This window comes from Actinoplanes sp. OR16 (genome assembly GCF_004001265.1).
GTDB lineage: Bacteria > Actinomycetota > Actinomycetes > Mycobacteriales > Micromonosporaceae > Actinoplanes.
Map to the genome: position 1 here is coordinate 1,935,293 of NZ_AP019371.1, position 18,910 is coordinate 1,954,202.

An 18,910-nucleotide genomic window follows, 5' to 3' on the forward strand; every position below is an offset into this window, starting at 1 on the left:
CCCGCCGTGACCACTGCCGGGGTCCGCGCATGACCGGAACCCCTCCGCACGGGCATCCCCGCGCGGACGCCTCGTCCGCAGACAGGCAGAGTAACGGTGTGCGCTCGGACAACTACTCTTCGCCTGATCCGCTGGACAACGCCGAGGACCTCGTCGCCGCGCCCGGCCACGGTGGCGTCGGGGTGTTCCAGGCGCCGCAGCCGGTCCGTCCACGCGCCACAGCGGTCGACGACACCACCTTGGACATCGACTCGCCCTTCCTCGACCTGTTCGGCGGGACCGCCACTCCGGTGCGTACCGCGGATACCCGTCAGAGTGATCTTTACGCGAATCCCGCCCCGGATGCCGACGACGTGGCGCCGGACCGCGGCTTCGGGTTCAACGACCGGGTGAGCGGTCCGGTTGCCCCGGTTTCCGGCCGCCCTTCCTCCGCGCCGCCGGTCCCCGCACCGCCTGTCTCCGCACCGCCGGTCTCCGCACCGCCGGTCTCCGCACCGCCTGTCGCCGGGCCGCCTGTCTCCGGGCCGCCTGTCTCCGGGCCGCCTGTCTCCAAGCAGGTCTCCGCGCCGCCCGTTTCCGGGCCGGTCTCCGCGCCACCCTGCGCGGGGCGGCCGGTGTCCGCACCGCCCGGCGCGGGGCGGCCGGTGTCCGGGCCTCCTGTCGCCGATCGTTCGCCGGTCGCGCCGGTTTCGCCGCCTCCGCCGGTGGTCGAGGACTCGCCGGGGTGGAACGGGGCTCCCTTCACGCGGGCGCCCGCCGGCCCCGAGCCCGACTACTACGCCGAGCCCGAGCCGGTCGCTCAGCAGGGCACCCGGTCCGGGCCGGCGTTCGGCGCCGAGCGGGTCGAGCCGATGCCCGACGAATTCGACTTCAGCGAGTTCGACAACTGGCCGCCGCCGACGGCCACGTCACCCGCCACGGACTTCCCCACGGGAACGCCTCTGCCGCCCGCTCAGGCCCCGGACGGGCCGCATCCAGCGGCTGTGGAGCGGGCGCCGTCCCGGCGGCTCTGGGAAGGCGACGACAGCCCTTCCCGGGCAGCGAGCGCGTTGCCCGTACCCGTACCGGAAAAGGCACCCGCGAAGCGCAAGGAGAAGTCCCCGGCCCGGCGCACGGAGAAGGCGCCCGCGAAGCGGGAGGCGCCCGTCAAGCCTCGCAAGGAGGCTAAGGCCGCGGCGCTGCGACCGCAGAAGCTGAAGTTCAGCGACCGCGACCCGGCGATGGAGCTCGCGATCAGTGAGATCGCCGGGCACCTGACGTTCACCCAGAGCACCGTGACGGCGTGGTACTCCCTTCCCGAGGTGCGCTGGGCGTTCCGGCCCGACGCGGAGCGCGAGGCGCTGCTCAGTGCGATCTCCGAGCAGTACGCCGGACTCGCCGGCTTCCGGCTGCACCTGCGCCGGACCACGCGGCCGTTCCCGGCGGACGAGTGGGCCCGCACCGTCGACTCGTTCACCGCGAAACCGCTGCCCGACGTGCACGGCGCCACCTCCTGGTCGGACCACCTCGTCTCGGCGCAGCGCCACCTGCTGTCGGTCAACCACGCCGAGGGGCAGACCTACCTCGGGGTGACGTTCGCCCGGCGCTCGCTCGGCGACACGTTCTCCGAGCGCATCCTGCGGATGTTCGGCAAGGGCACCTCCGACGGCGAGCGGCGCAAGCTGGGCCGGACCGTCGAGCAGTTCGACGAGGTCCTGAACGCGTTCGGCATGCGCGGGCGGCGGGTCACCCCGCAGGAACTCGAATGGCTGCTCTACCGCTCGGTGGCGCTCGCCATGGCCCCGCCCGGGCTGCTCTCCCCCGTCACCAACGGGCACTGGGAGACCGGCGACCTGCTCGCGCTCACCGAGCAGGTCGAGCGTTACCGGACGCCGTACGGCTCCACCGTCAAACTCGTTAACCGGATGACCGGCGAGGAACGGCACGTCGCCGTCCTCTCGGTCGGCCGGATGGAGCCGCTGGAGATCCCGGAGAAGCACGAGCCGTGGATGCACTTCCACGAGCGGCTGCCCTGGCCGATGGAACTCTCCTCACGGATCGACATCCTCGGGTCGAACAGCTCCTTCAAGAACCTCGAACACCGGCTCCGCATGATCCGCTCGCAGCAGCTGGACTACGCCGAGCACGGCATCGACGCGCCACCCGAACTCGAGCGTCTCGCCAAGCGGGCCCTGGTCATCGGCGACGAGATGACCACCGGCCTGCCCGTCGAGTCGGCCCGGGCCCACGGCTGGCACCGGATCGCCGTCGGCGGCGCCACCCGCGAGGAATGCCTGGAACGCGCCCGGCGGCTCATCCAGCTCTACTCCCGCGAGCTGCGGATCTCCCTGCAGCACCCGAAGAACCAGGACCAGCTCGCCCGCGAGTTCATCCCCGGCGAGCCGATCGCCAACACCGGGTACGTCCGCCGCATGCCGGTCAAACTGCTCGCGGCGGCGCTGCCCCAGGCCGCCTCCACGGTCGGCGACCGGCGCGGTGACCTGATCGGGCGGACCGCCGGCACCTGCCGCCGGCCGGTCTTCCTCGACCTGCACTTCCCGATGGAGGTGCGGGAACGCTCCGGCCTCGGCGTGTTCGTCGCCGAACCCGGCGGTGGCAAGTCGACGCTGATGGGCGCGCTCGGCTACCTGAACGCCCGCCGCGGTGTCCAGGTCACCCTGCTCGACCCGTCCGGACCGCTCGCCCGACTCTGCCAGATGCCGGAACTGCGCCCCTACAGCCGCGTTCTGAACCTCACCGGCTCGGAGCAGGGAACTCTGGCGCCCTACGCGCTGATCCCCACCCCGATCCGCTCCGAATTCCCGACCGGGCCGGCCGGCGACCGCGAGTTCGAGATCGCCGTGTCGAACGCCCGGGCCGAGCGGCGCATGCTCGTCCAGGACATCTGCTCGATGCTGGTTCCGCCACAGGTGGCCAAGGAGGCGTCCACGGCGACGCTGCTGCGGCACGCGGTGCGGCAGGTTCCGGCGGAGGAGACGTCGACACTCGACGACGTCGTACGCACGCTCCAAGCTCTTGACGACGACGAGGGTCGCGAATTGGCGAACCTGCTCCTCGACACCGCCGAGATGCCCCTCGCGCTGCTGTTCTTCGGCCACCCGCCGCAGCACCTCCTCGGCGCCGACGCGGCCCTCACCGTCATCACCATGGCCGGCCTGCGCCTCCCCGACCTGAAAATCGAACGCGAATACTGGTCGGCCGAGGAATCCCTGGCCCTGCCGATGCTGCACACCGCGCACCGGCTCGCCGTCCGGCGCTGCTACGGCGGCTCCATGTCGTCCCGCAAGATGGTCGGCCTCGACGAGGCGCACTTCATGGAAGGCTGGCGCTCCGGCCGCTCCTTCCTGGTCCGCCTCGCCCGAGACTCCCGCAAATGGAACCTGGCCGCGCTCGTCGCCTCCCAGAACCCGCGCGACATCCTCGGCCTCGACGTCCAGAACCTGGTCTCCACCGTCTTCGTCGGCCGGATCGCCGAAGACCAGGAGATCGCCTCCGAAGCACTGCGGCTCCTCCGGGTGCCGGTACACGACGGATACGAGGCGACGCTCGCCTCCCTCTCCCAGGTGGACACTTCGTCCCAGCACCGCCTGGGCTTCCGTGAGTTCGTGATGCGGGACGTGGACGGGCGGGTCCAGAAGGTCAGAGTCGACGTGGGCTATGTCGACGGGCTCCTTGAACATCTGGACACGACACCGGGAGCGGCGCCGCAAGCGGTGGTTCCTCTCCCGTCCGACCTGGAGGTCTGAGATGGTGCGGCGGGGGTTGGCGCTGGTAACGGCGATGATTGTCGTCGCGGTGGCTTCTATAGCTTGGGCCGTGGCAGCGCCTGCGGGTGCATTCGCGGCCCCATCCAAGGCGCCTGGTGGTGCCTGCAGTGTGGAGGAGTGGGGCCAGAACCTTAAAGGCTGCGTTGGGCGGCTCGCTAAAGTCGGGACGACACGAGCCCAGTGCCTTACACCGCCGACACCGAGCACTCCAGATTCGGGGTTGGCCGGCTGGTTCGCCGAACGTCCTGAGGCATCCACTCTTAACGGGCCCAAGGGCCTCTATACACAGTATGGATACGCTGGTTATAGCTTCAGCACCTTTGATCTCGAGGGTGGTTGCGCATCAACCATCGTAGAAGCTGACTCAAAAATCGAGACTACGATCGCCAACGGCGAATTCATGATTGCTACCGGGATTATTGGCGCCTCGAATGCGCTGCGAGAGCGCGCATGGGACCCCAATTCTTTGTGGGGCTGGGCCAATACACTCGTAGACCAGGCAACCAAAGCCGTTTACACCAAGGTTTTTAGCGTCTTCGGCGTAGTTACGCTAGCCGTTGTTGGCCTATATCTGATCTGGCGATCCCAGCAGGCAGAGATGGGCGCGGCTACCACGACAGCCGGATGGGCCATTCTGATCATGGTTGTCGTTACAGCAATCGCAGCTTGGCCAGTCCGCTCGGCAAATATCGCTGACCAAACGCTTGTCACATCGCTGAGCGTTGTCCACGATGCCGTAGGACCCCGCCCGCAGGACACGCCAGCGGATCAGTGCGATGATCCAACTCCTGGCGCCTGCACGGACAATAGGCCGCCTGCAGTTCGCGCTAGCGACACGGCCACCGAAACCATCCTCTACAGGAACTGGCTTCGCGGGGCACTCGGATCCGCCGACAGCGTGACTGCCCAAAAGTACGGCAAGGCGCTCTACGACGCCAAATCTCTGTCATGGGCTGATACGCAACGTTTGAGAACTAATCCGACGGATCGTGACGCGACCATCTCAGCAAAGAACGATCAGTGGATGAGAGTCGCGGAACAGATTAAGACAGAGGACGCTGAGGCATACGCATACCTCCGTGGCGAGAACGGAATGGAGCGCATCGGCGCCGGCTTCATCGCGGTTTTGGCCGCACTTATGTTTGCGATGTTCGACCTCACTGCCTCCATCCTCGTCCTTCTTGGTTTCCTGATATTCCGCTGGGCAGTGATTGCAGCTCCCATTCTGGGCACAATCGGTCTTCTCCGCCCAGCCAGCGCAGGAATCCGGCGCCTGGGAAACGCGGTGGTGGCAGCCGTCTTCAACATCGCAATCTTCGGAACCGGTGCGGCAATCTACCTCTTCGCCGTAGACCTCATCATGAATACGCCAAGTCTTGCCGGATGGCTACAGGTAGTGCTGGTCTGGCTTTGCGGTGTCGTCGGCTGGCTCCTTCTGCGCCCATATCGACGCATCACCCAACTTGGCGGCAAAGACAGCGCTGCAACAATCGCTTCTGCGGGTTCTTGGCACCGACGCTTTTTCCGTGACGCGCGCGAGGCAGCAAAGCTGGAAGTCGCAGAAGGCGGCGGTACCCGCGAACCGATGTTCGGCAAGGACGGCCGACCGATCTATGTCGAGCAACGAAACATGCGGCCAGAGGCAAGGCTTGAAGATCCGGCGCATTCGGCCGCAGCACAGTATCAGCGTAGCGGGACATCGACCGAGACGAAGCGCCCTGACGGCAACGAGACCGTCCACGACGAAACCCAAGTCGCTCCTCCAGCGCGCCAGAAACCACTCACCTCAACCCGCTCTCGTCAGTCCGGAGAGTGGGCGGAGCCGGATACCACTGAACGACCCACCTCATACGCCATCTACCGTCCGGAAACGGGATCGACAACGAACGAACCAGCTACGCCACGGATACGTTCCGAGGCTCGGTGATTGTGGTGTCTGGACTTATCGAGCGCACTCTCACCGGGATCTTTCGGTCTCGTTGGGGTGTGGCGATTGTGCTACTCGCGATCGTTCTCGCGGTGGTTGGAGTTGGACGCCTATTTTCCGACGGACGGGCCACATCGTTAACGCTGGATAGTGGCAGCCCTACGACCGCTGTTAGCGTGAATCCATCCGACAATGACAGCGTCGTATCTTCCGAACCGCCGCCGACGCCCAGGACCAGTCCTGGGCGGGCGCAGCCTGAAGCGGTTGCCTATGCGTTCGCTTCGGCGTGGGTGGACCACGAGTCGGTCAGTGCCCAGAAGTGGCGCGACCGTCTGCTGCCGAACTCCACCAAAGATCTCTCGAGCCAGCTCGAAGGCGTCGACCCCGCCGGTGTGCCGGCCGAGCGGGTCATCGGTCGGCCCAGCCTCGTAGCGGTCAACGAGACGATGGTGAACGCAATCGTCACCATGGATTCCGGGAAGTTGAGCCTCCGGCTGGTAGCCCCTGACGGGCACTGGCTGGTCGACGGGATCGACTGGGAGCCGGCGTGAGAGTTCCGCGGCCACGCAGGGTGGTTCTGCTGATCTCGTTGGTTGTGACGCTTGCCCTGCTCTGCTGTGGCGGCAGTGTGACCATGCTTGTGCTCGGCAACATCGACAGCGACGAGCAGAGCAGCCTGAACGCCACGTTGGGCTGTGGCAAGGGTGGCGCCGTCGATCCTGACTCCAAGCTGCCGAAGATCCGGCCGTACGGCGTAAATCAAATCCGGAATGCAGCAGTGATCATCAACGTGGGTGAGCAGCTCCAGATGCCCCCTCGGGCTTGGGTGATCGCGGTCGCCACAGCGATGCAGGAGTCCCGGCTCGTCAACCTCGGTCATCTCGGCGCGCGGAACGACCACGACTCGCAAGGCCTCTTCCAGCAGCGGCCGAGTTCTGGATGGGGGACCCCTGAGCAGGTACGGGACCCCGTTTACTCCAGCACGAAGTTCTACAACAAGCTCAAGACCATCGACGGCTGGGAGACCATGTCGCTGACCCGGGCCGCACAATCGGTGCAGATCAGCGCTTACCCGGACGCCTATGCCAAGCACGAGCCGATCGCCACCCAGATCGTCAACATGCTCGCTGACGGTGCTGCCAGCGCGGCGGGTAGTTCAGTCACCATGGTCTGCGCAGCTTCCGGGCAGATCGCCGCATCGGGTTACACGATTCCGCTGCGAGCGGGAGTCGGCTCTGGTTTCCGCAGTCCGGAGCGGCCGAATCACCAGGGCGTCGACTTGATCGTGGACAAGTACGTGCCGATCGCAGCGGTCGCCAGTGGCGTGGTCTCGCTGGTGAAGTGCGACGAAGACTTCAGGGGTCGCAAGAGCTGCAATGTGGATGGCTATCCCGGCAAGGGCGGATGCGGGTGGATGGTCGAGATCATCCATGCCGGTAACGTCATGACGCGTTACTGTCACATGGTGCAGCGGCCATTCGTACGCGAGAATCAGCAGGTGGCGGCCGGCGACGTTATCGGCCGAGTCGGCTCGAGTGGAAACTCTTCGGGGCCCCACCTGCATTTCGAGGTGCACCTCAACAATGACCGTTCCAGTGCCGGCGCCATCGACCCCGTGCGTTTCATGCGCGAGCAGGGAGCGTCACTGGGCGGTGAGGGATGAACGGCGGCTTCCCTGATCCGTTCGCCATGAATTCAGGATGGGCTTTGGAAGCTCCGCGACCGGTGATTCCCACCCCCGCCACGATGGGCGGCCAGTTACGCGGACGCCGAGTCGTAATCGGCTCGCCCGGTCTCGGTTGGCGGGGCGACTTACGAGCCGATGAAAAGGTCGTACAAGGAAGTCGAACCTTCGTTCCGGTGATGGCGGAATCGGAGTGGTACCGCGCCGAGGCGGAGCAGACCGAGGTTTTCGCCGCGCTGGTCCCTGTCGACAAAGTCTGGGTCGAGGAGTACGGCGTTGCCGGCACTACCCCCGCTTCCCGGCCGAAGGACGCGCAGCTCGTCTCCCTCGACGAGCCGCCCAGGCGGCCACCGGTCGCCGCGACCGAGGCGGACTTCCTAGCAGGCCGACGAGTAGCACGCCTACTAGAGGACGGCGGCGAACAGCGCGATCTGCGAGCGATCACCGAGCTCTACACGAGCGAGGAAGGCGAGATCTGCGCAAGAGTCACCGAGGAACTCGACTGGTACCGCTGGGGCTGGGACGGCCGGACACCACGCACTCTAGAAGTCCCCGCTCACCTTCTTTGGATCGAATAGCGCTACGAATTCTTGATGGCTTGACAAACGCGCCATCCATCCCGATCCTCAAGCTGAAAAGACCATGACTCACTTCGGCTACTCACTTGCTGGCCGTTCTTGGATCCCGAGATAACAACATCGACTTTCACTTCCCGGGAACCTTCATCACTGCTCGATACCTCTAGTGATTCCCAGGTCGCGGTCACTGAGGTTCCAAACTTGTTCTCTCGGACAACCATCTCTTGCCTCAAGGCAGAAAGTTGTGAAAAGTCCGTTCCTGAATCACAACTGTATAGACTAGCCTGCTGGTCATCTCGGTTGACCAGGTATGAACGCAAAAAGCTCGAAGCGACTTGGTCAGGAGTCGACCGGTCGATTTCTGTAGCATCGTTGTACAGGAGGAAAACTATTCCGGCTCCTCCTAAGCACAACAAACCCATGATGCCCGCCGTTAGCGCCAGGAACAGCCTTGCCCGGCGGCTCTTGAAACGGCTACCGGTTCTGGCGCCGCCGCTGAACGGCCGCCCTCCGTCCGGTGTCACCACGACCTCCCGCGGTCCCGGCGAACTGGGGGGAACCGACGGACCTGAGTCCGGCGGCACTGAAGACGGCACTGAATCTGGTGGGCCCGCACGCATACCAGCGACACTAATCCACCTCCAGCACATGGAAGTCCACACCGAACCCCCAATGGCGCTGGATCTCCACAATGGCTTGTTTCACCACGGCGAGGTCCGGCGCCGACACCGCCGAGTCGTCGTCCCAGGTGGGGGCCGGGGACAGGTAGAACCCGTACGACACCATGCCCCGATCGACCGGGAGGTGCATGGAGTGGCCTCGGAACGAGACGAGCATGGTTTCGCGGTCGACGGATTTCAGGACAACCCCTGAGTCGGTACGGGCGACCTGACTGCGAATGTCATGGACTGCCATGCTCATACTCCCGTCGGGTCGATGGTGGTGAGCTGGGTCGCCGCCGGGTTTTCGAACAGTGCCCGCCGCTCCACCGCGTTCCAGATGCCGTCGGCACGCGGGTTGTGCGCCCACGCCGTCACCTCGCCGACCGCGCTGGAGGCGTAGCGTTCGGAGAGCCGGCCCCAGATGTCGCGGGCCTGCGTCTGCCGCACGGGTGAACCGTCCTCGAAGAGCCGCAGGTCGTCGAAGGCCGCACCACCGGGTGTCTTCTCCAGTGTCACCGACGTCACGCCGTCCGTGTACTTCTCGGCGAACACCCGCATCGGTGTCCCGTCACCGGCCCGTCCGGAGTAGAAGGTGGCGCCGTTGACCGGGCTGCGTACGTCGACCGCCTCCACCTCCCGCATCAACCGGTGGAATTCCGAGTTCTGTCCGAAATGTCGAGCGAGGTGCAGCGCCTCCGCCGAGAACGACGAGGAGAAACGCAGCAGGTCCGCCGCACGGGTGAACATCTGCGCGATCTCGCCCTCGACCATCTGCAGCGACCGGTGGATCAGTTCGCGGCAGGCGAGCCGGGTGGCCGCCACGAAGACCGGAATCTCGGCGAGGGTCGCGCCGGCACTGACGAAGGCGGTCGCGACGGCCTGTCCGACCTGGAACGACAGGATCGTGAGCTGGGCGATGTAGGCGGTTTTGAGAGCAACGGTCACGCCCGCCATGGCGATCAGCCCGGCGCCGATCAACTCGACGGCGGTGGCCGCGTCGGTGAGATGGCGGCCGGGGCCTTCCGGGCCGTTCCACCACTGCTCGAACGCCTCGACGGAGGCGCCTTCGTTCTCCATCCAGACCCGGCGGGCTGCGGCGTCGGCTTCGGCGAGGTGCCGCCGTAGCCGGGTGCCGTGCTCGATCCAGGCGAGGCCGTCCGCGTGCAGCCGATCCTCGTCGGCTTGCGGCCAGGTGAGCCCGACCCAGCCGAGAGGCTCGGTCAGCTCAACAGGCAGCTCAATGGTCATCCAAGATCCCGAGAGGGGAGTCCAGGATCCCGAGAAGAGAATCCAAGATCCGGCGAGCAGGTTCCAAGATCCGGCGCGGAAGGCTCAAGATCCGGCGACCGGAGTCCGAGACCCGGCGCGGAGGGCTCAAGTTCGGCCGAAGCGACGAACGCGAACGCGGAAGCTGAGTCGGAATCGGCGGTGACGACGGCTCGCGCCTGCATGGTCAGGGCTACCGCAGCATCGCCCATCTGCGATACGTACGAGCCGAGCGCGCCCAGCGCATGCCCGAGAACAGCCTGGTAGGCCAGCGCGAAGGCACTGCCGCTCTCGTCAGCGCCCCACGGATTCCCCGCCCCGGCCACGGTTCCTTCCAGCAGCGATACGTCGGAGGCCATCCGCTGGGCGATCCCGGCCAGGGTGCTGCCGGTAGCGGCCACCGCGTCCGGATCCAGGTGAAGTCGGACGTTCATCGTGCCCGCCGGGAGATGTCGTACAGAGCCGTGGAGATCTCGGCGAACCGCCGCTCGGCCGTCGCCGAGGCGTCAGCGACCTGCTGAGCGAAGTGATCGCTGGAGGCGGGCGAGAGGCACTCCTGCGCGTCCAGGAAGGCCCGGAACAGCCCGTCCCGCAGGTCCTCGACAGGCAGTGAAGCGACCTGGGGGTCCAGCACGAGATCCCACAGCCGGCCGTCGCTCGCGAGTTCGACCCGGATCCGGCCGCCGGCTGCCTCGCCCGCCACCACGTAGAGCCCGTCCATGAGTACCTCCGCAGAAGTTTCCTGTGCAGGCGAATACCACCGGAACACGCTTCGAGTTCAAGAGAACACGGAAAGCCAGAAGAAGGCGCGACACTGCGACCGGGTCCGCAACGCGGCGGCCGGCCGGGTCTGGGATAAGTTTTATCCGCGACAGGAGGTGGTGGGCAGTGGCGGATTCAGCTCTGCGGGTCCGGCAGGCCGCTGCTCTGCACCGGCAGGCGGTGGCGACTGTGGACGCGGCCGCCGCGGCGCTGGAGGCATATGCGCCTGCCGCGGCCGACCCCAGGGATCAGCACCGGTTGGCCGAGCGGTTGCGCGCGGCGGCAGCGCAGCTGGTTCCCGGCTGGCTGGGTGTCTCCCTCGACCCGATGACGCCGATGAGCCCTCTGGGCGGTGAGAGGATCCCCCATTTCGTACGGGTGGGTCTCGCCCAGCCACTCGACGGCGTGCGATTCCCGGCCGTGGTGCCGTTGCTCGGCGCCGGGCACCTCACGATCGACGCGACAGCCACCGACCCGCGGGTGTTCGGCCTCCTCCGGGCCCTGATGCTGCGGCTGTTCGCCTCCACGCCCGCCGGTTCGCTGCTGGTGCGGGCGGTGGACGGCGTCGGCGGCGGTTCGGTCTTCGCGCCGTTCGAGGAGCTCGCCGACGCGGGTCTGATGTCGCCTCCGGCCACCGACCGCCAGGGTCTGCGGGACGTGCTCTCCGAGGCGGAGAAGTGGCTGCGCCCGGCCCGTGGCGGCGACACCCGGCGGGCCCGGCGTGACCGGATGCTGCTCGTCGTGATCGCCAGCCTGCCGGAGATGACCGAGGGCGAGGAACTGCGCCGCATCGCCGCGCTGGCCCAGCAGGGTCCTGATTCGGGCCTGCACCTGGTCGTGGCGGGCTGGCCGCCGCCACCGCTCACCTCGGAGACCACTCAGGCGCCGCTGCCGAGGACCACGCCGATCTCGGTGCGCAACCCGTTCGCGATCATCGGGGACGGCCCGGGCGGCACGTTCGGGTCGGTGCCCGAGGCGCTCTGGATGAACGCTCCGGTCTTCCTCGACGAGGAGCCTCCACCACGCCTCATCGACGCGGTCTGCCAGGAGCTGGCTGCCGATTCGGCGGAGGCGTCCCGGGTGACCTTCACCGATCTGCTGCCCGATCCCGGCGAGGAGCTGTGGGCCGGCGACGCGGCGGCCGGGGTGGAGACCGTCGTCGGTCATCACGGCGAGGTGCCGCTGGTGCTGCGTTTCAACGACCTGACTCCGCACTGGATGGTCGGTGGCCGGTCCGGCGCCGGCAAGACCGCGTTCCTGATCAACGTGCTCTACGGGCTCGGTGCGCGGTACAACCCGGACGAGCTCGCCCTCTACCTGCTCGACTTCAAGGAGGGCGTCTCCTTCGCCGAGTTCGTGCCGACGCAGCGGGACCGCACCTGGCTGCCGCACGCCCGGGCGGTCGGCGTCGAGTCCGACCGGGAGTACGGTCTGGCCGTCCTCCGCGAGCTGGACGCCGAGATGGGCCGCCGCTCGCTGGCCTACAAGCGGGCCGGGGTGTCCCGCTTCACCGACCTGCGGGCGGTCGCGGCGGAGGAGGGCCGGAGCGGGACGCTGCCGCGTGTCCTCTGCGTCATCGACGAGTTCCAGGTGCTTCTGGCCGGCAACGACCCGACGGCCGCCGAGGCGGTGACGCTGCTGGAGTCCCTGGCGCGGAAGGGCCGGTCGTACGGGATCCATCTGGTGCTGGCCAGTCAGACGGTCCTCGGCGTCGAGGCGCTCTACGCGAAACGTGACTCGATCTTCGGCCAGTTCCCGGTGCGGATCGCGCTGCCGGGCGGCGGTGACGTGCTGGAGCCGACGAACGACTCGGCCGCCGGCCTGCCACTGGGCAGCGCCGTGGTGAACACGGCAGGCGGCCTGGGTGGCCCGCGCGGCGCGACCCGCGGCCACGAGCGGGTGGTCCGGTTCCCCGATCCGCACGCCGACCAGAAGCTGCTCAGCGATCTGCGGCACCGGCTGTGGGGCGCCCGCGACCCGGAGGCGCAGCCACCGAAGGTCTTCGCGGGTTACGCCCAGCAGCACCTGGCTGACGACCCGGCGTACCGGGCAGCCCTTGCCGGACGATCCTCGCGCCCGGCCGCCCTCGTCGGCCGCGTGATCGACGTGAACCTCTCCACGGCGGCGTTCCCCCTGGACTCCTCGCCCGGGCGTCATCTGGCGATCCTGGGCTCCTCCGGCGGCGGTTCCGAGGTGCTCGACGCGGCTGCTCGCAGTGTGGCGGCCTGTCACGCGCCGCGGACCACCCGGTTCGTGATCGCGTCGCTGGTGGCCGAGGGCGACGCCGTGGCGGCCGCGCTCGCCGCCGAGATCGCCCACCGGCAGGACGTCGTGCTGGTCGACGCCGCCGGGCTCGCCGCCGAGTTGAACGCCGAGACCCCCGGCTACCGCGTGGTGTTCGGGATGGACGCGGCGCCGCCGGGCAGCCTGACCGGGCTGCGGCAGCTGCTGCGCGAGGGCCCGAGCCGGGGTGCTCACCTGCTCTCCTGGTGGCGCGGGGTGCGCCGGTTCGGCGAGGAGACCGGCGGCAGCATGGGCCGGGAGGACGTGGCGGGTCTGCTCTTCCTGAACGTTCCGCAGTCCGACGTGATGATGATGCTGAGCCGACCGGTCGACTGGCATCCCCGCGCCAACCGTGCGCTGCTGCACGACCGGCACACCGACCGCACGGTGACAGTGGTCCCGTTCGTCGCCCCGGAGGGTGAAGTCTCGTGACCAGGCCGGAACCCATGGCCGACCAGCGCGGTGTCGTCCCGGCGCAGAGTTCGCCGGCTCCGCCAGCTCCGGGCGCCGCGCCGGCCGAGGCGTGGACCGCCTATCTCGCCGCCGCTCGCGAACTCGATGCGGTGCGGCGTGCTGCCAGCTCGATGGCGGGCGAGCACGCCGAGACGGTCACTGCCGCGCGGGAGGAGCTTTCCTTCGTACGGGCGAGGCTCGCGCCGCAGCGAGCACGGCTCGCACGCGATTTCGGCGTACCGGAGCTGGAATTGACCCCGCAGCCGGAAGACCAGGCCGTGGCGATGGCGAAGGTGTCGGGTGGCCCGGCCGCCGTGCTGGCGGCGCTGCAGGAGGCGCGAGCCACCGCTGACGCCGCGGATCACGCCTTCATCGGTCCGGCGCCGCTCGGCTCGACCCGGCCCTACGGCCGAAACCTGCTCATCTACGGACCGTTCGCGTTCGTGGTCCTGCTGGTGCAGGTGATCCTCTTCCTGCTGGTCGGCTCACCGCCCACCTACGCCCTGGTGTGCGGGCTGACCATGCCGCTGCTGGCGTTCGGGCTGGGCTTCGGCACGATCGGCTTCGTCTACGGCGACGAGGGCGCCGAGGTGGACCGCACACCGGTGCTCGGCGTGATCGTCTGCCTGATCCCGGTCCTGCTGACATGCGCCGGCCAGGGCCTCCAAGCCCTTTTCAACTGAGGAGACGCCGATGGCTAACGTCGAAGAGGTCAAGGCGAGCGTCGCCGCGTCGGTGGACGGCGCGCAGCGGGCCGTGACCGGAATCCAGCAGGTGACGGATCAGCTCGATCAGGCGCTGGTGCTGCTGCGGATGACCGCGCTGGGATCGTTCCACCCGGCCGCGGCCACCGCCATCGCCAACCTGGAACAGGCGAAGACCCGTCTGGACGAGGCGGTCGCGTTGACCGTGTCCGCGATGGACTCGGCCAACACCTACCGCAGCCTGATCTGATTACCGGGCGTTTATCAAGGCCATCGCTTCGGCGCGGACCTTGCCGTCGGTCTGGAACGCGCCGCGCACCGCCGAGGTGACCGTCCGGGCCCCGACCTTGCGGATGCCGCGCATCTCCATGCAGAGGTGCTCGCACTCGAGGACGACGATGACGCCGCGGGCCCCGAGTTTCGCCATCAGCAGGTCGGCGATCTGCGAGGTGAGCCGCTCCTGGACCTGCGGGCGGCGGCCGAAGACCTCGACGAGCCGGGCCAGCTTCGACAGGCCGGTGATCCGGCCGTCGGTGCCCGGGATGTAACCGATGTGCGCCACGCCCTTGAACGGCAGCAGGTGGTGCTCGCACATGCTCTGCACCTCGATGTCGCGGACCAGGACGAGTTCCTCGTGGTCGGCTTCGAAGGTGGTGGTGAGCACTGAAGCCGGGTCGACGCGCAGGCCGGCGAAGAGTTCCGCGTAGGCCCGCGCCACCCGGGCGGGGGTGCGTTCGAGACCGTCACGATCCGGGTCCTCACCGATCGCGATGAGGATCTCCCGGATCGCCTTCTCGATCCGCCCGAGGTCGACGGCGTCCTCCACCGGCGTGCCGGTGACCTTGCCGTCGACCAGACGGGCGGCGAGATAGTCCATTTCGTCGGACAAGTTGATCAGTTGCTGCTTTCCGAGCCGTTCGCGTTCGGGTTGGGGCCGACCGCGATCTGACCGTCCGCCTCGGCCTGAGCCTTCAGCTTCTCCCGCTCGGCGGGGGTCAGCACCGGCGGAGCCTCGGAGGGCAGCCGCTTGCCGAAGCCGTTGAACGGCGACATCGGCGGGCGCTTCACCACCCGTGCGCAGATCCGGTTCATGTCGTCCTGGGTGATGGTCTCCTTCTCCATCAGCTCCAGAACCATGTTGTCGAGCACGTCGCGGTACTCGACGAGGATCTCCCACGCTTCGTCGTGGGCGAGCTCGATGAGAGCGCGCACCTCGGCGTCGATGTCGGCGGCGACCGCGTCCGAGTAGTCCTTCTCGTGGCCCATGTTGCGGCCCATGAAGGGCTCGTCGCCGCTGGTGCCGTACTTCACGGCGCCCAGCTTCGAGCTCATGCCGTACTGCGTGACCATGGCGCGGGCCAGGCCGGACGCCTTCTCGATGTCGTTGCCGGCGCCGGTGGTGGGCTCGTGGAAGACGAGCTCCTCGGCGGCCCGGCCACCCAGCGCGTACGCCAAGGTGTCGATCATCTCGGCACGGGTCTGCGTGTACTTGTCCTCGGTCGGCAGGACCAGCGTGTGGCCGAGCGAACGGCCGCGCGGCAGGATCGTCACCTTGTGCACCGGAGCCGAGTGCGGCAGGGCGTAGGCGACCAGAGCGTGACCACCCTCGTGGTACGCGGTGATCTTCTTTTCCTTGTCGCTCATCGCCCGGGTGCGGCGCTCGGGACCGGCGATGACCCGGTCGATCGCCTCTTCGAGGAACTCGTTCGAGATCGCCCGCTTCTCGTTACGCGCGGTCAGCAGAGCGGCCTCGTTGATCACGTTGGCCAGGTCGGCGCCGGAGAAACCGGGCGTCCGGCGGGCCACCGAGTCGAGGTCGACGTCGGGCGTGAACGGCTTGCCCTTGGCGTGCACCCGCAGGATCGCCTTGCGGCCCTCCATGTCGGGGTTGTCCACCGGGATCTGCCGGTCGAAACGGCCGGGACGCAGCAGAGCCGGGTCGAGGATGTCGGGCCGGTTGGTGGCCGCGATCAGAATGACCCCGCCCTTGGTGTCGAAGCCGTCCATCTCGACGAGCAGCTGGTTGAGCGTCTGCTCGCGCTCGTCGTGACCGCCGCCCATGCCGGCGCCGCGGTGCCGGCCGACAGCGTCGATCTCGTCGACGAAGACGATCGCCGGAGCGTTCGACTTGGCCTGCTCGAAGAGGTCGCGGACCCGGCTCGCGCCGACACCGACGAACATCTCCACGAAGTCCGAACCGGAGATCGAGTAGAACGGCACACCGGCCTCGCCGGCCACGGCACGGGCCAGCAGGGTCTTACCGGTACCCGGGGAGCCGAAGAGCAGGACGCCCTTCGGTATCTTCGCGCCGAGAGCCTGGTATTTCGCCGGGTTCTGCAGGAAGTCCTTGATCTCGTGCAGCTCCTGGACGGCCTCGTCGGCGCCCGCGACGTCCGCGAAGGTCGTCTTCGGGGTGTCCTTGGTGATCATCTTCGCTTTGGACTTGCCGAAGTTGAGCACCCGCGAGCCGCCACCCTGCATCTGCGACATGAACAGCAGCAGCAGGATCACGAGGATCGCGATCGGGAGCAGGTTGATCAGCAGACTCAGCAGGATGTTGTCGCCGGAGACCGTCGCGTCGACAGTCCCGGTGATCCGTCCCGCCGCCTTGGCTGCCAGGACGTCATCCCAGATCTGCTCGGTGACGCCGTACGGATACTGAGTCTCGATCTTGTCAGTCGTCTTGCCGTCGAATCGTTCCGGCGTGGCGAGTTCGATCTGGAGCGTCTGCTCCTTGTCCTTCTGGACGACCTTCTCGATGCCGGGCTGGTTGAGTCGCTCGAGGGCGACCGAAGTATCGACCCGCTGGTAGCTGGGACCACTGGTGAAGAAAGAGCTCAGCGCGACTACGCCGATGATCACCAGAATGATCCAGACCACCGGGCGGCGGAAGAAACGCGTACGTTCCATACTGTTGTCGGGCGCCAAGCGCCCGGACCCTCCTGATCGGCGTCCTGGTCACCTCAACGTCGCCGCCCACCGGCGGCCGCGGAAGTCCGGTACCCCTCCGGGGTGGTGGTGAACCGGGCTCCAGCCCCTCCGGCGTTTGTGACACCACGCCATCGGTCACTCGACCGTACACCGTAGGTGCCGTTTACGAACCCGTGAGGCCGGAGGGCCAACCCCTTCTACTCGGGGTTGAGGATGGGCGGTCTCGGTGCAAAACCGCCCATAACGGCGATTACTGTGAACACGCTGGGAAAGCGGTTCAGCTACGGGCGTACACCTCGGGCTTGAGGACACCGACGTACGGCATCTCCCGGTACCGCTCCGCGAAGTCCAGGCCGTACCCGACCACGAACTCGCTGGGGATGTCGAAGCCCACGTACTTGACCGGGACCTGCACCTTGACCGCGTCCGGCTTGCGGAACAGGGCGACCACCTCGACGCTCGCCGGCGAACGCGACTCGAGGTACTTCATCAACCAGGAGAGGGTGAGCCCGGAGTCCACGATGTCCTCGACCACCAGCACGTGGCGATCGGTGATGTCCCGGTCCAGGTCCTTGAGGATGCGCACCACGCCCGACGAGGTCGTGCCCTGCCCGTAGGACGAGACGGCCATGAACTCCATCTCGCTGTGCGGGCCGCTGCGGCCGAGCGCACGGGCGAAATCGGCCATGAACATGACCGCGCCCTTCAGCACGCAGACCAGCAGGATGCCGTCCTTCGCGTCCGCGTGGTCAGCGGCGACCTGTTTGGCCAGCTCATCGATCTTCTCCCGGATCTGCTCCTCCGAGATGATCACGTGGTCGATGTCGGCGTCGTACCAAGAACCATCAGCCATGGGGCTAAGCCTGCCCCATGGAGGTTACCGTTCGTCGAACGGGGCCGGATTCCGTCGCACCCGCTCACTTGATATGGGCAGGAACCACCCGAACGAGTCGTTCGGCCCGGCGTGCCACGACGATCCCGTCCGGCAGGAAGACCGGTCCCTGCCCGTGCCACTCGGACACCAACGCGTCCATCGCCACGACATGCCGGTAGGCCAGCGCGCCACCGGGAGCGCCCAGGTCACGGGCCCATCGGTGGAGCACCCGGCCGCGGATCGCGGGCAGCAGGCCGGCCAGGACAGGCACCGAGAGACCCTCCGGGCCACGCGCCGACTCCAGTGCGGTGACAGCGAGCGTGTCCAGCGCCTCGTTGTCCGACGCGACCAGCGAGGCGGTCCGAGCGAGATTGCTCACCACGGCCGGGCCGAGCGCGTCGACGAGCACCGGCAGCACCGAGCCACGGACCCGGGATCGGGCGTACGCCGGATCGGTGTTGTGCGGGTCCTCCCACGGCGCGAGACCGAGCGCGGCACACGCCTTGCGGGTGTCCGCCCGGGCCACGTCGAGCATCGGCCGGCGGAACACCCCGCGCTGCCCCGGCATCCCGGACAGACCACGCGGACCGGCGCCGCGGGCGAGCGCCAGCAGCACGGTCTCGGCCTGATCGTCGCGGGTGTGCCCGAGCAGCACCGCCGACGCGTCGAGCCGGCGGGCGGCAGCGGTGAGAGCCGCGTACCGAGCGGTACGCGCGGCCGCCTCCGGACCGCCGGGCAGGCCTTTCACCGAGACGGTCTCGATGCCCACCGGGTCGAAGCCGGACTCGCGGGCCCACGCCGCGACCGAGCGGGCCCGCCGGTCGGAGCCCTCCTGCAGGCCGTGGTCGACGGTCACCAGCCCGACCCGGTCGAAGGCGAACCGGGTGGCCGAGGCCAGCGCGAGCGAGTCGGCGCCACCCGAGCAGGCCACCAGCACGAGCGCGTCGGCAGGCAGATCGGCGAGGTTGCGGCGCACCGCGTGCCGGACCGCGGCGACCGGCGGCGGAATCCGGGCCATG

Annotated in this window: 16 protein-coding genes; 8 read left to right on the top strand and 8 right to left on the bottom strand. The window is 67.9% G+C overall.

The window, feature by feature from the left end:
* Positions 1-29: 29 nt before the first annotated feature.
* From EP757_RS08995 to EP757_RS09015, 5 genes are all read left to right on the top strand, one after another.
* Positions 30-3,746, top strand: a complete 3,717-nt coding sequence (locus tag EP757_RS08995; RefSeq protein ID WP_127543822.1) for an ATP-binding protein — start codon at positions 30-32, stop codon at positions 3,744-3,746.
* Position 3,747: 1 nt separating this feature from the next.
* Positions 3,748-5,694 carry an MFS transporter gene (locus EP757_RS09000; RefSeq protein WP_127543824.1) on the top strand — a complete coding sequence of 649 codons (1,947 nt, stop codon included), beginning with the start codon at positions 3,748-3,750 and terminating at the stop codon, positions 5,692-5,694.
* 176 nt (positions 5,695-5,870) lie between these two features.
* Positions 5,871-6,245 (top strand): hypothetical protein, encoded by a 375-nt coding sequence (locus EP757_RS09005; protein WP_232050428.1) that lies wholly within the window; start codon positions 5,871-5,873, stop codon positions 6,243-6,245.
* Positions 6,242-7,357: a M23 family metallopeptidase gene (locus EP757_RS09010; protein WP_127543826.1), complete on the top strand. Its 1,116-nt coding sequence runs from the start codon at positions 6,242-6,244 to the stop codon at positions 7,355-7,357. The genes EP757_RS09005 and EP757_RS09010 overlap by 4 nt, the downstream gene beginning before the upstream one ends.
* A complete protein-coding gene (locus EP757_RS09015) occupies positions 7,354-7,956 on the top strand; it encodes a hypothetical protein (protein ID WP_127543828.1) in 603 nt (200 codons plus the stop codon). Before EP757_RS09010 ends, EP757_RS09015 begins: the two co-directional genes overlap by 4 nt.
* A 630-nt stretch (positions 7,957-8,586) precedes the next feature.
* On the opposite strand, the gene EP757_RS09020 is transcribed toward EP757_RS09015, so the two are convergent.
* The 4 genes from EP757_RS09020 to EP757_RS09035 are packed head-to-tail and all read right to left on the bottom strand — an operon-like array spanning position 8,587 to position 10,605.
* Positions 8,587-8,871 (bottom strand): hypothetical protein, encoded by a 285-nt coding sequence (locus tag EP757_RS09020; RefSeq protein WP_127543830.1) that lies wholly within the window; start codon positions 8,869-8,871, stop codon positions 8,587-8,589.
* A 2-nt stretch (positions 8,872-8,873) separates the two neighbouring features.
* On the bottom strand, positions 8,874-9,866 hold the full coding sequence (locus tag EP757_RS09025) for a hypothetical protein (protein ID WP_127543832.1): 993 nt from the start codon (positions 9,864-9,866) through the stop codon (positions 8,874-8,876).
* Positions 9,863-10,318 carry a WXG100 family type VII secretion target gene (locus tag EP757_RS09030; protein ID WP_127543834.1) on the bottom strand — a complete coding sequence of 152 codons (456 nt, stop codon included), beginning with the start codon at positions 10,316-10,318 and terminating at the stop codon, positions 9,863-9,865. Before EP757_RS09030 ends, EP757_RS09025 begins: the two co-directional genes overlap by 4 nt.
* Positions 10,315-10,605, bottom strand: coding sequence for a hypothetical protein (locus EP757_RS09035; protein WP_127543836.1), 291 nt, complete (start codon positions 10,603-10,605; stop codon positions 10,315-10,317). Before EP757_RS09035 ends, EP757_RS09030 begins: the two co-directional genes overlap by 4 nt.
* Before the next feature lie 545 nt (positions 10,606-11,150).
* On the opposite strand from EP757_RS09035, the gene EP757_RS09040 reads away from it, so the two are divergent.
* From EP757_RS09040 to EP757_RS09050, 3 genes are read left to right on the top strand one after another with little or no spacing between them, the layout of a single operon-like run.
* Entirely contained in the window at positions 11,151-13,361 is a 2,211-nt protein-coding gene (locus tag EP757_RS09040; RefSeq protein WP_232050653.1) for an FtsK/SpoIIIE domain-containing protein, read from the top strand.
* Positions 13,358-14,065: a hypothetical protein gene (locus EP757_RS09045; protein ID WP_370457787.1), complete on the top strand. Its 708-nt coding sequence runs from the start codon at positions 13,358-13,360 to the stop codon at positions 14,063-14,065. Before EP757_RS09040 ends, EP757_RS09045 begins: the two co-directional genes overlap by 4 nt.
* Before the next feature lie 10 nt (positions 14,066-14,075).
* Complete coding sequence (locus tag EP757_RS09050) at positions 14,076-14,336, top strand: hypothetical protein (RefSeq protein WP_127543838.1); 261 nt, start codon at positions 14,076-14,078, stop codon at positions 14,334-14,336.
* Here EP757_RS09050 and folE read toward each other — a convergent pair whose 3' ends face one another.
* The 4 genes from folE to tilS form a co-directional block, all read right to left on the bottom strand.
* Positions 14,337-14,963 carry a GTP cyclohydrolase I FolE gene (folE, locus tag EP757_RS09055; RefSeq protein WP_127554150.1) on the bottom strand — a complete coding sequence of 209 codons (627 nt, stop codon included), beginning with the start codon at positions 14,961-14,963 and terminating at the stop codon, positions 14,337-14,339.
* A 17-nt stretch (positions 14,964-14,980) separates the two neighbouring features.
* Positions 14,981-16,996 carry an ATP-dependent zinc metalloprotease FtsH gene (ftsH, locus tag EP757_RS09060; RefSeq protein WP_127543840.1) on the bottom strand — a complete coding sequence of 672 codons (2,016 nt, stop codon included), beginning with the start codon at positions 16,994-16,996 and terminating at the stop codon, positions 14,981-14,983.
* A gap of 298 nt (positions 16,997-17,294) precedes the next feature.
* Positions 17,295-17,870 (bottom strand): hypoxanthine phosphoribosyltransferase, encoded by a 576-nt coding sequence (gene hpt, locus EP757_RS09065; protein WP_127543842.1) that lies wholly within the window; start codon positions 17,868-17,870, stop codon positions 17,295-17,297.
* A gap of 64 nt (positions 17,871-17,934) precedes the next feature.
* Positions 17,935-18,909 (bottom strand): tRNA lysidine(34) synthetase TilS, encoded by a 975-nt coding sequence (tilS, locus tag EP757_RS09070; protein WP_127543844.1) that lies wholly within the window; start codon positions 18,907-18,909, stop codon positions 17,935-17,937.
* Position 18,910: the final 1 nt, after the last annotated feature.

Bases quoted from the DNA above. Each gene is read 5' to 3' on its own strand.
- EP757_RS09020 (WP_127543830.1), bottom strand. From the start codon at position 8,871: ATGGCAGTCCATGACATTCGCAGTCAGGTCGCCCGTACCGACTCAGGG.
- EP757_RS08995 (WP_127543822.1), top strand. From the start codon at position 30: ATGACCGGAACCCCTCCGCACGGGCATCCCCGCGCGGACGCCTCGTCC.
- EP757_RS09000 (WP_127543824.1), top strand. From the start codon at position 3,748: ATGGTGCGGCGGGGGTTGGCGCTGGTAACGGCGATGATTGTCGTCGCG.
- EP757_RS09025 (WP_127543832.1), bottom strand. From the start codon at position 9,866: ATGACCATTGAGCTGCCTGTTGAGCTGACCGAGCCTCTCGGCTGGGTC.
- EP757_RS09050 (WP_127543838.1), top strand. From the start codon at position 14,076: ATGGCTAACGTCGAAGAGGTCAAGGCGAGCGTCGCCGCGTCGGTGGAC.
- ftsH (WP_127543840.1), bottom strand. From the start codon at position 16,996: ATGGAACGTACGCGTTTCTTCCGCCGCCCGGTGGTCTGGATCATTCTG.
- EP757_RS09030 (WP_127543834.1), bottom strand. From the start codon at position 10,318: ATGAACGTCCGACTTCACCTGGATCCGGACGCGGTGGCCGCTACCGGC.
- folE (WP_127554150.1), bottom strand. From the start codon at position 14,963: ATGGACTATCTCGCCGCCCGTCTGGTCGACGGCAAGGTCACCGGCACG.
- EP757_RS09035 (WP_127543836.1), bottom strand. From the start codon at position 10,605: ATGGACGGGCTCTACGTGGTGGCGGGCGAGGCAGCCGGCGGCCGGATC.
- EP757_RS09040 (WP_232050653.1), top strand. From the start codon at position 11,151: ATGCTGCGGCTGTTCGCCTCCACGCCCGCCGGTTCGCTGCTGGTGCGG.
- tilS (WP_127543844.1), bottom strand. From the start codon at position 18,909: ATGGCCCGGATTCCGCCGCCGGTCGCCGCGGTCCGGCACGCGGTGCGC.
- EP757_RS09015 (WP_127543828.1), top strand. From the start codon at position 7,354: ATGAACGGCGGCTTCCCTGATCCGTTCGCCATGAATTCAGGATGGGCT.
- hpt (WP_127543842.1), bottom strand. From the start codon at position 17,870: ATGGCTGATGGTTCTTGGTACGACGCCGACATCGACCACGTGATCATC.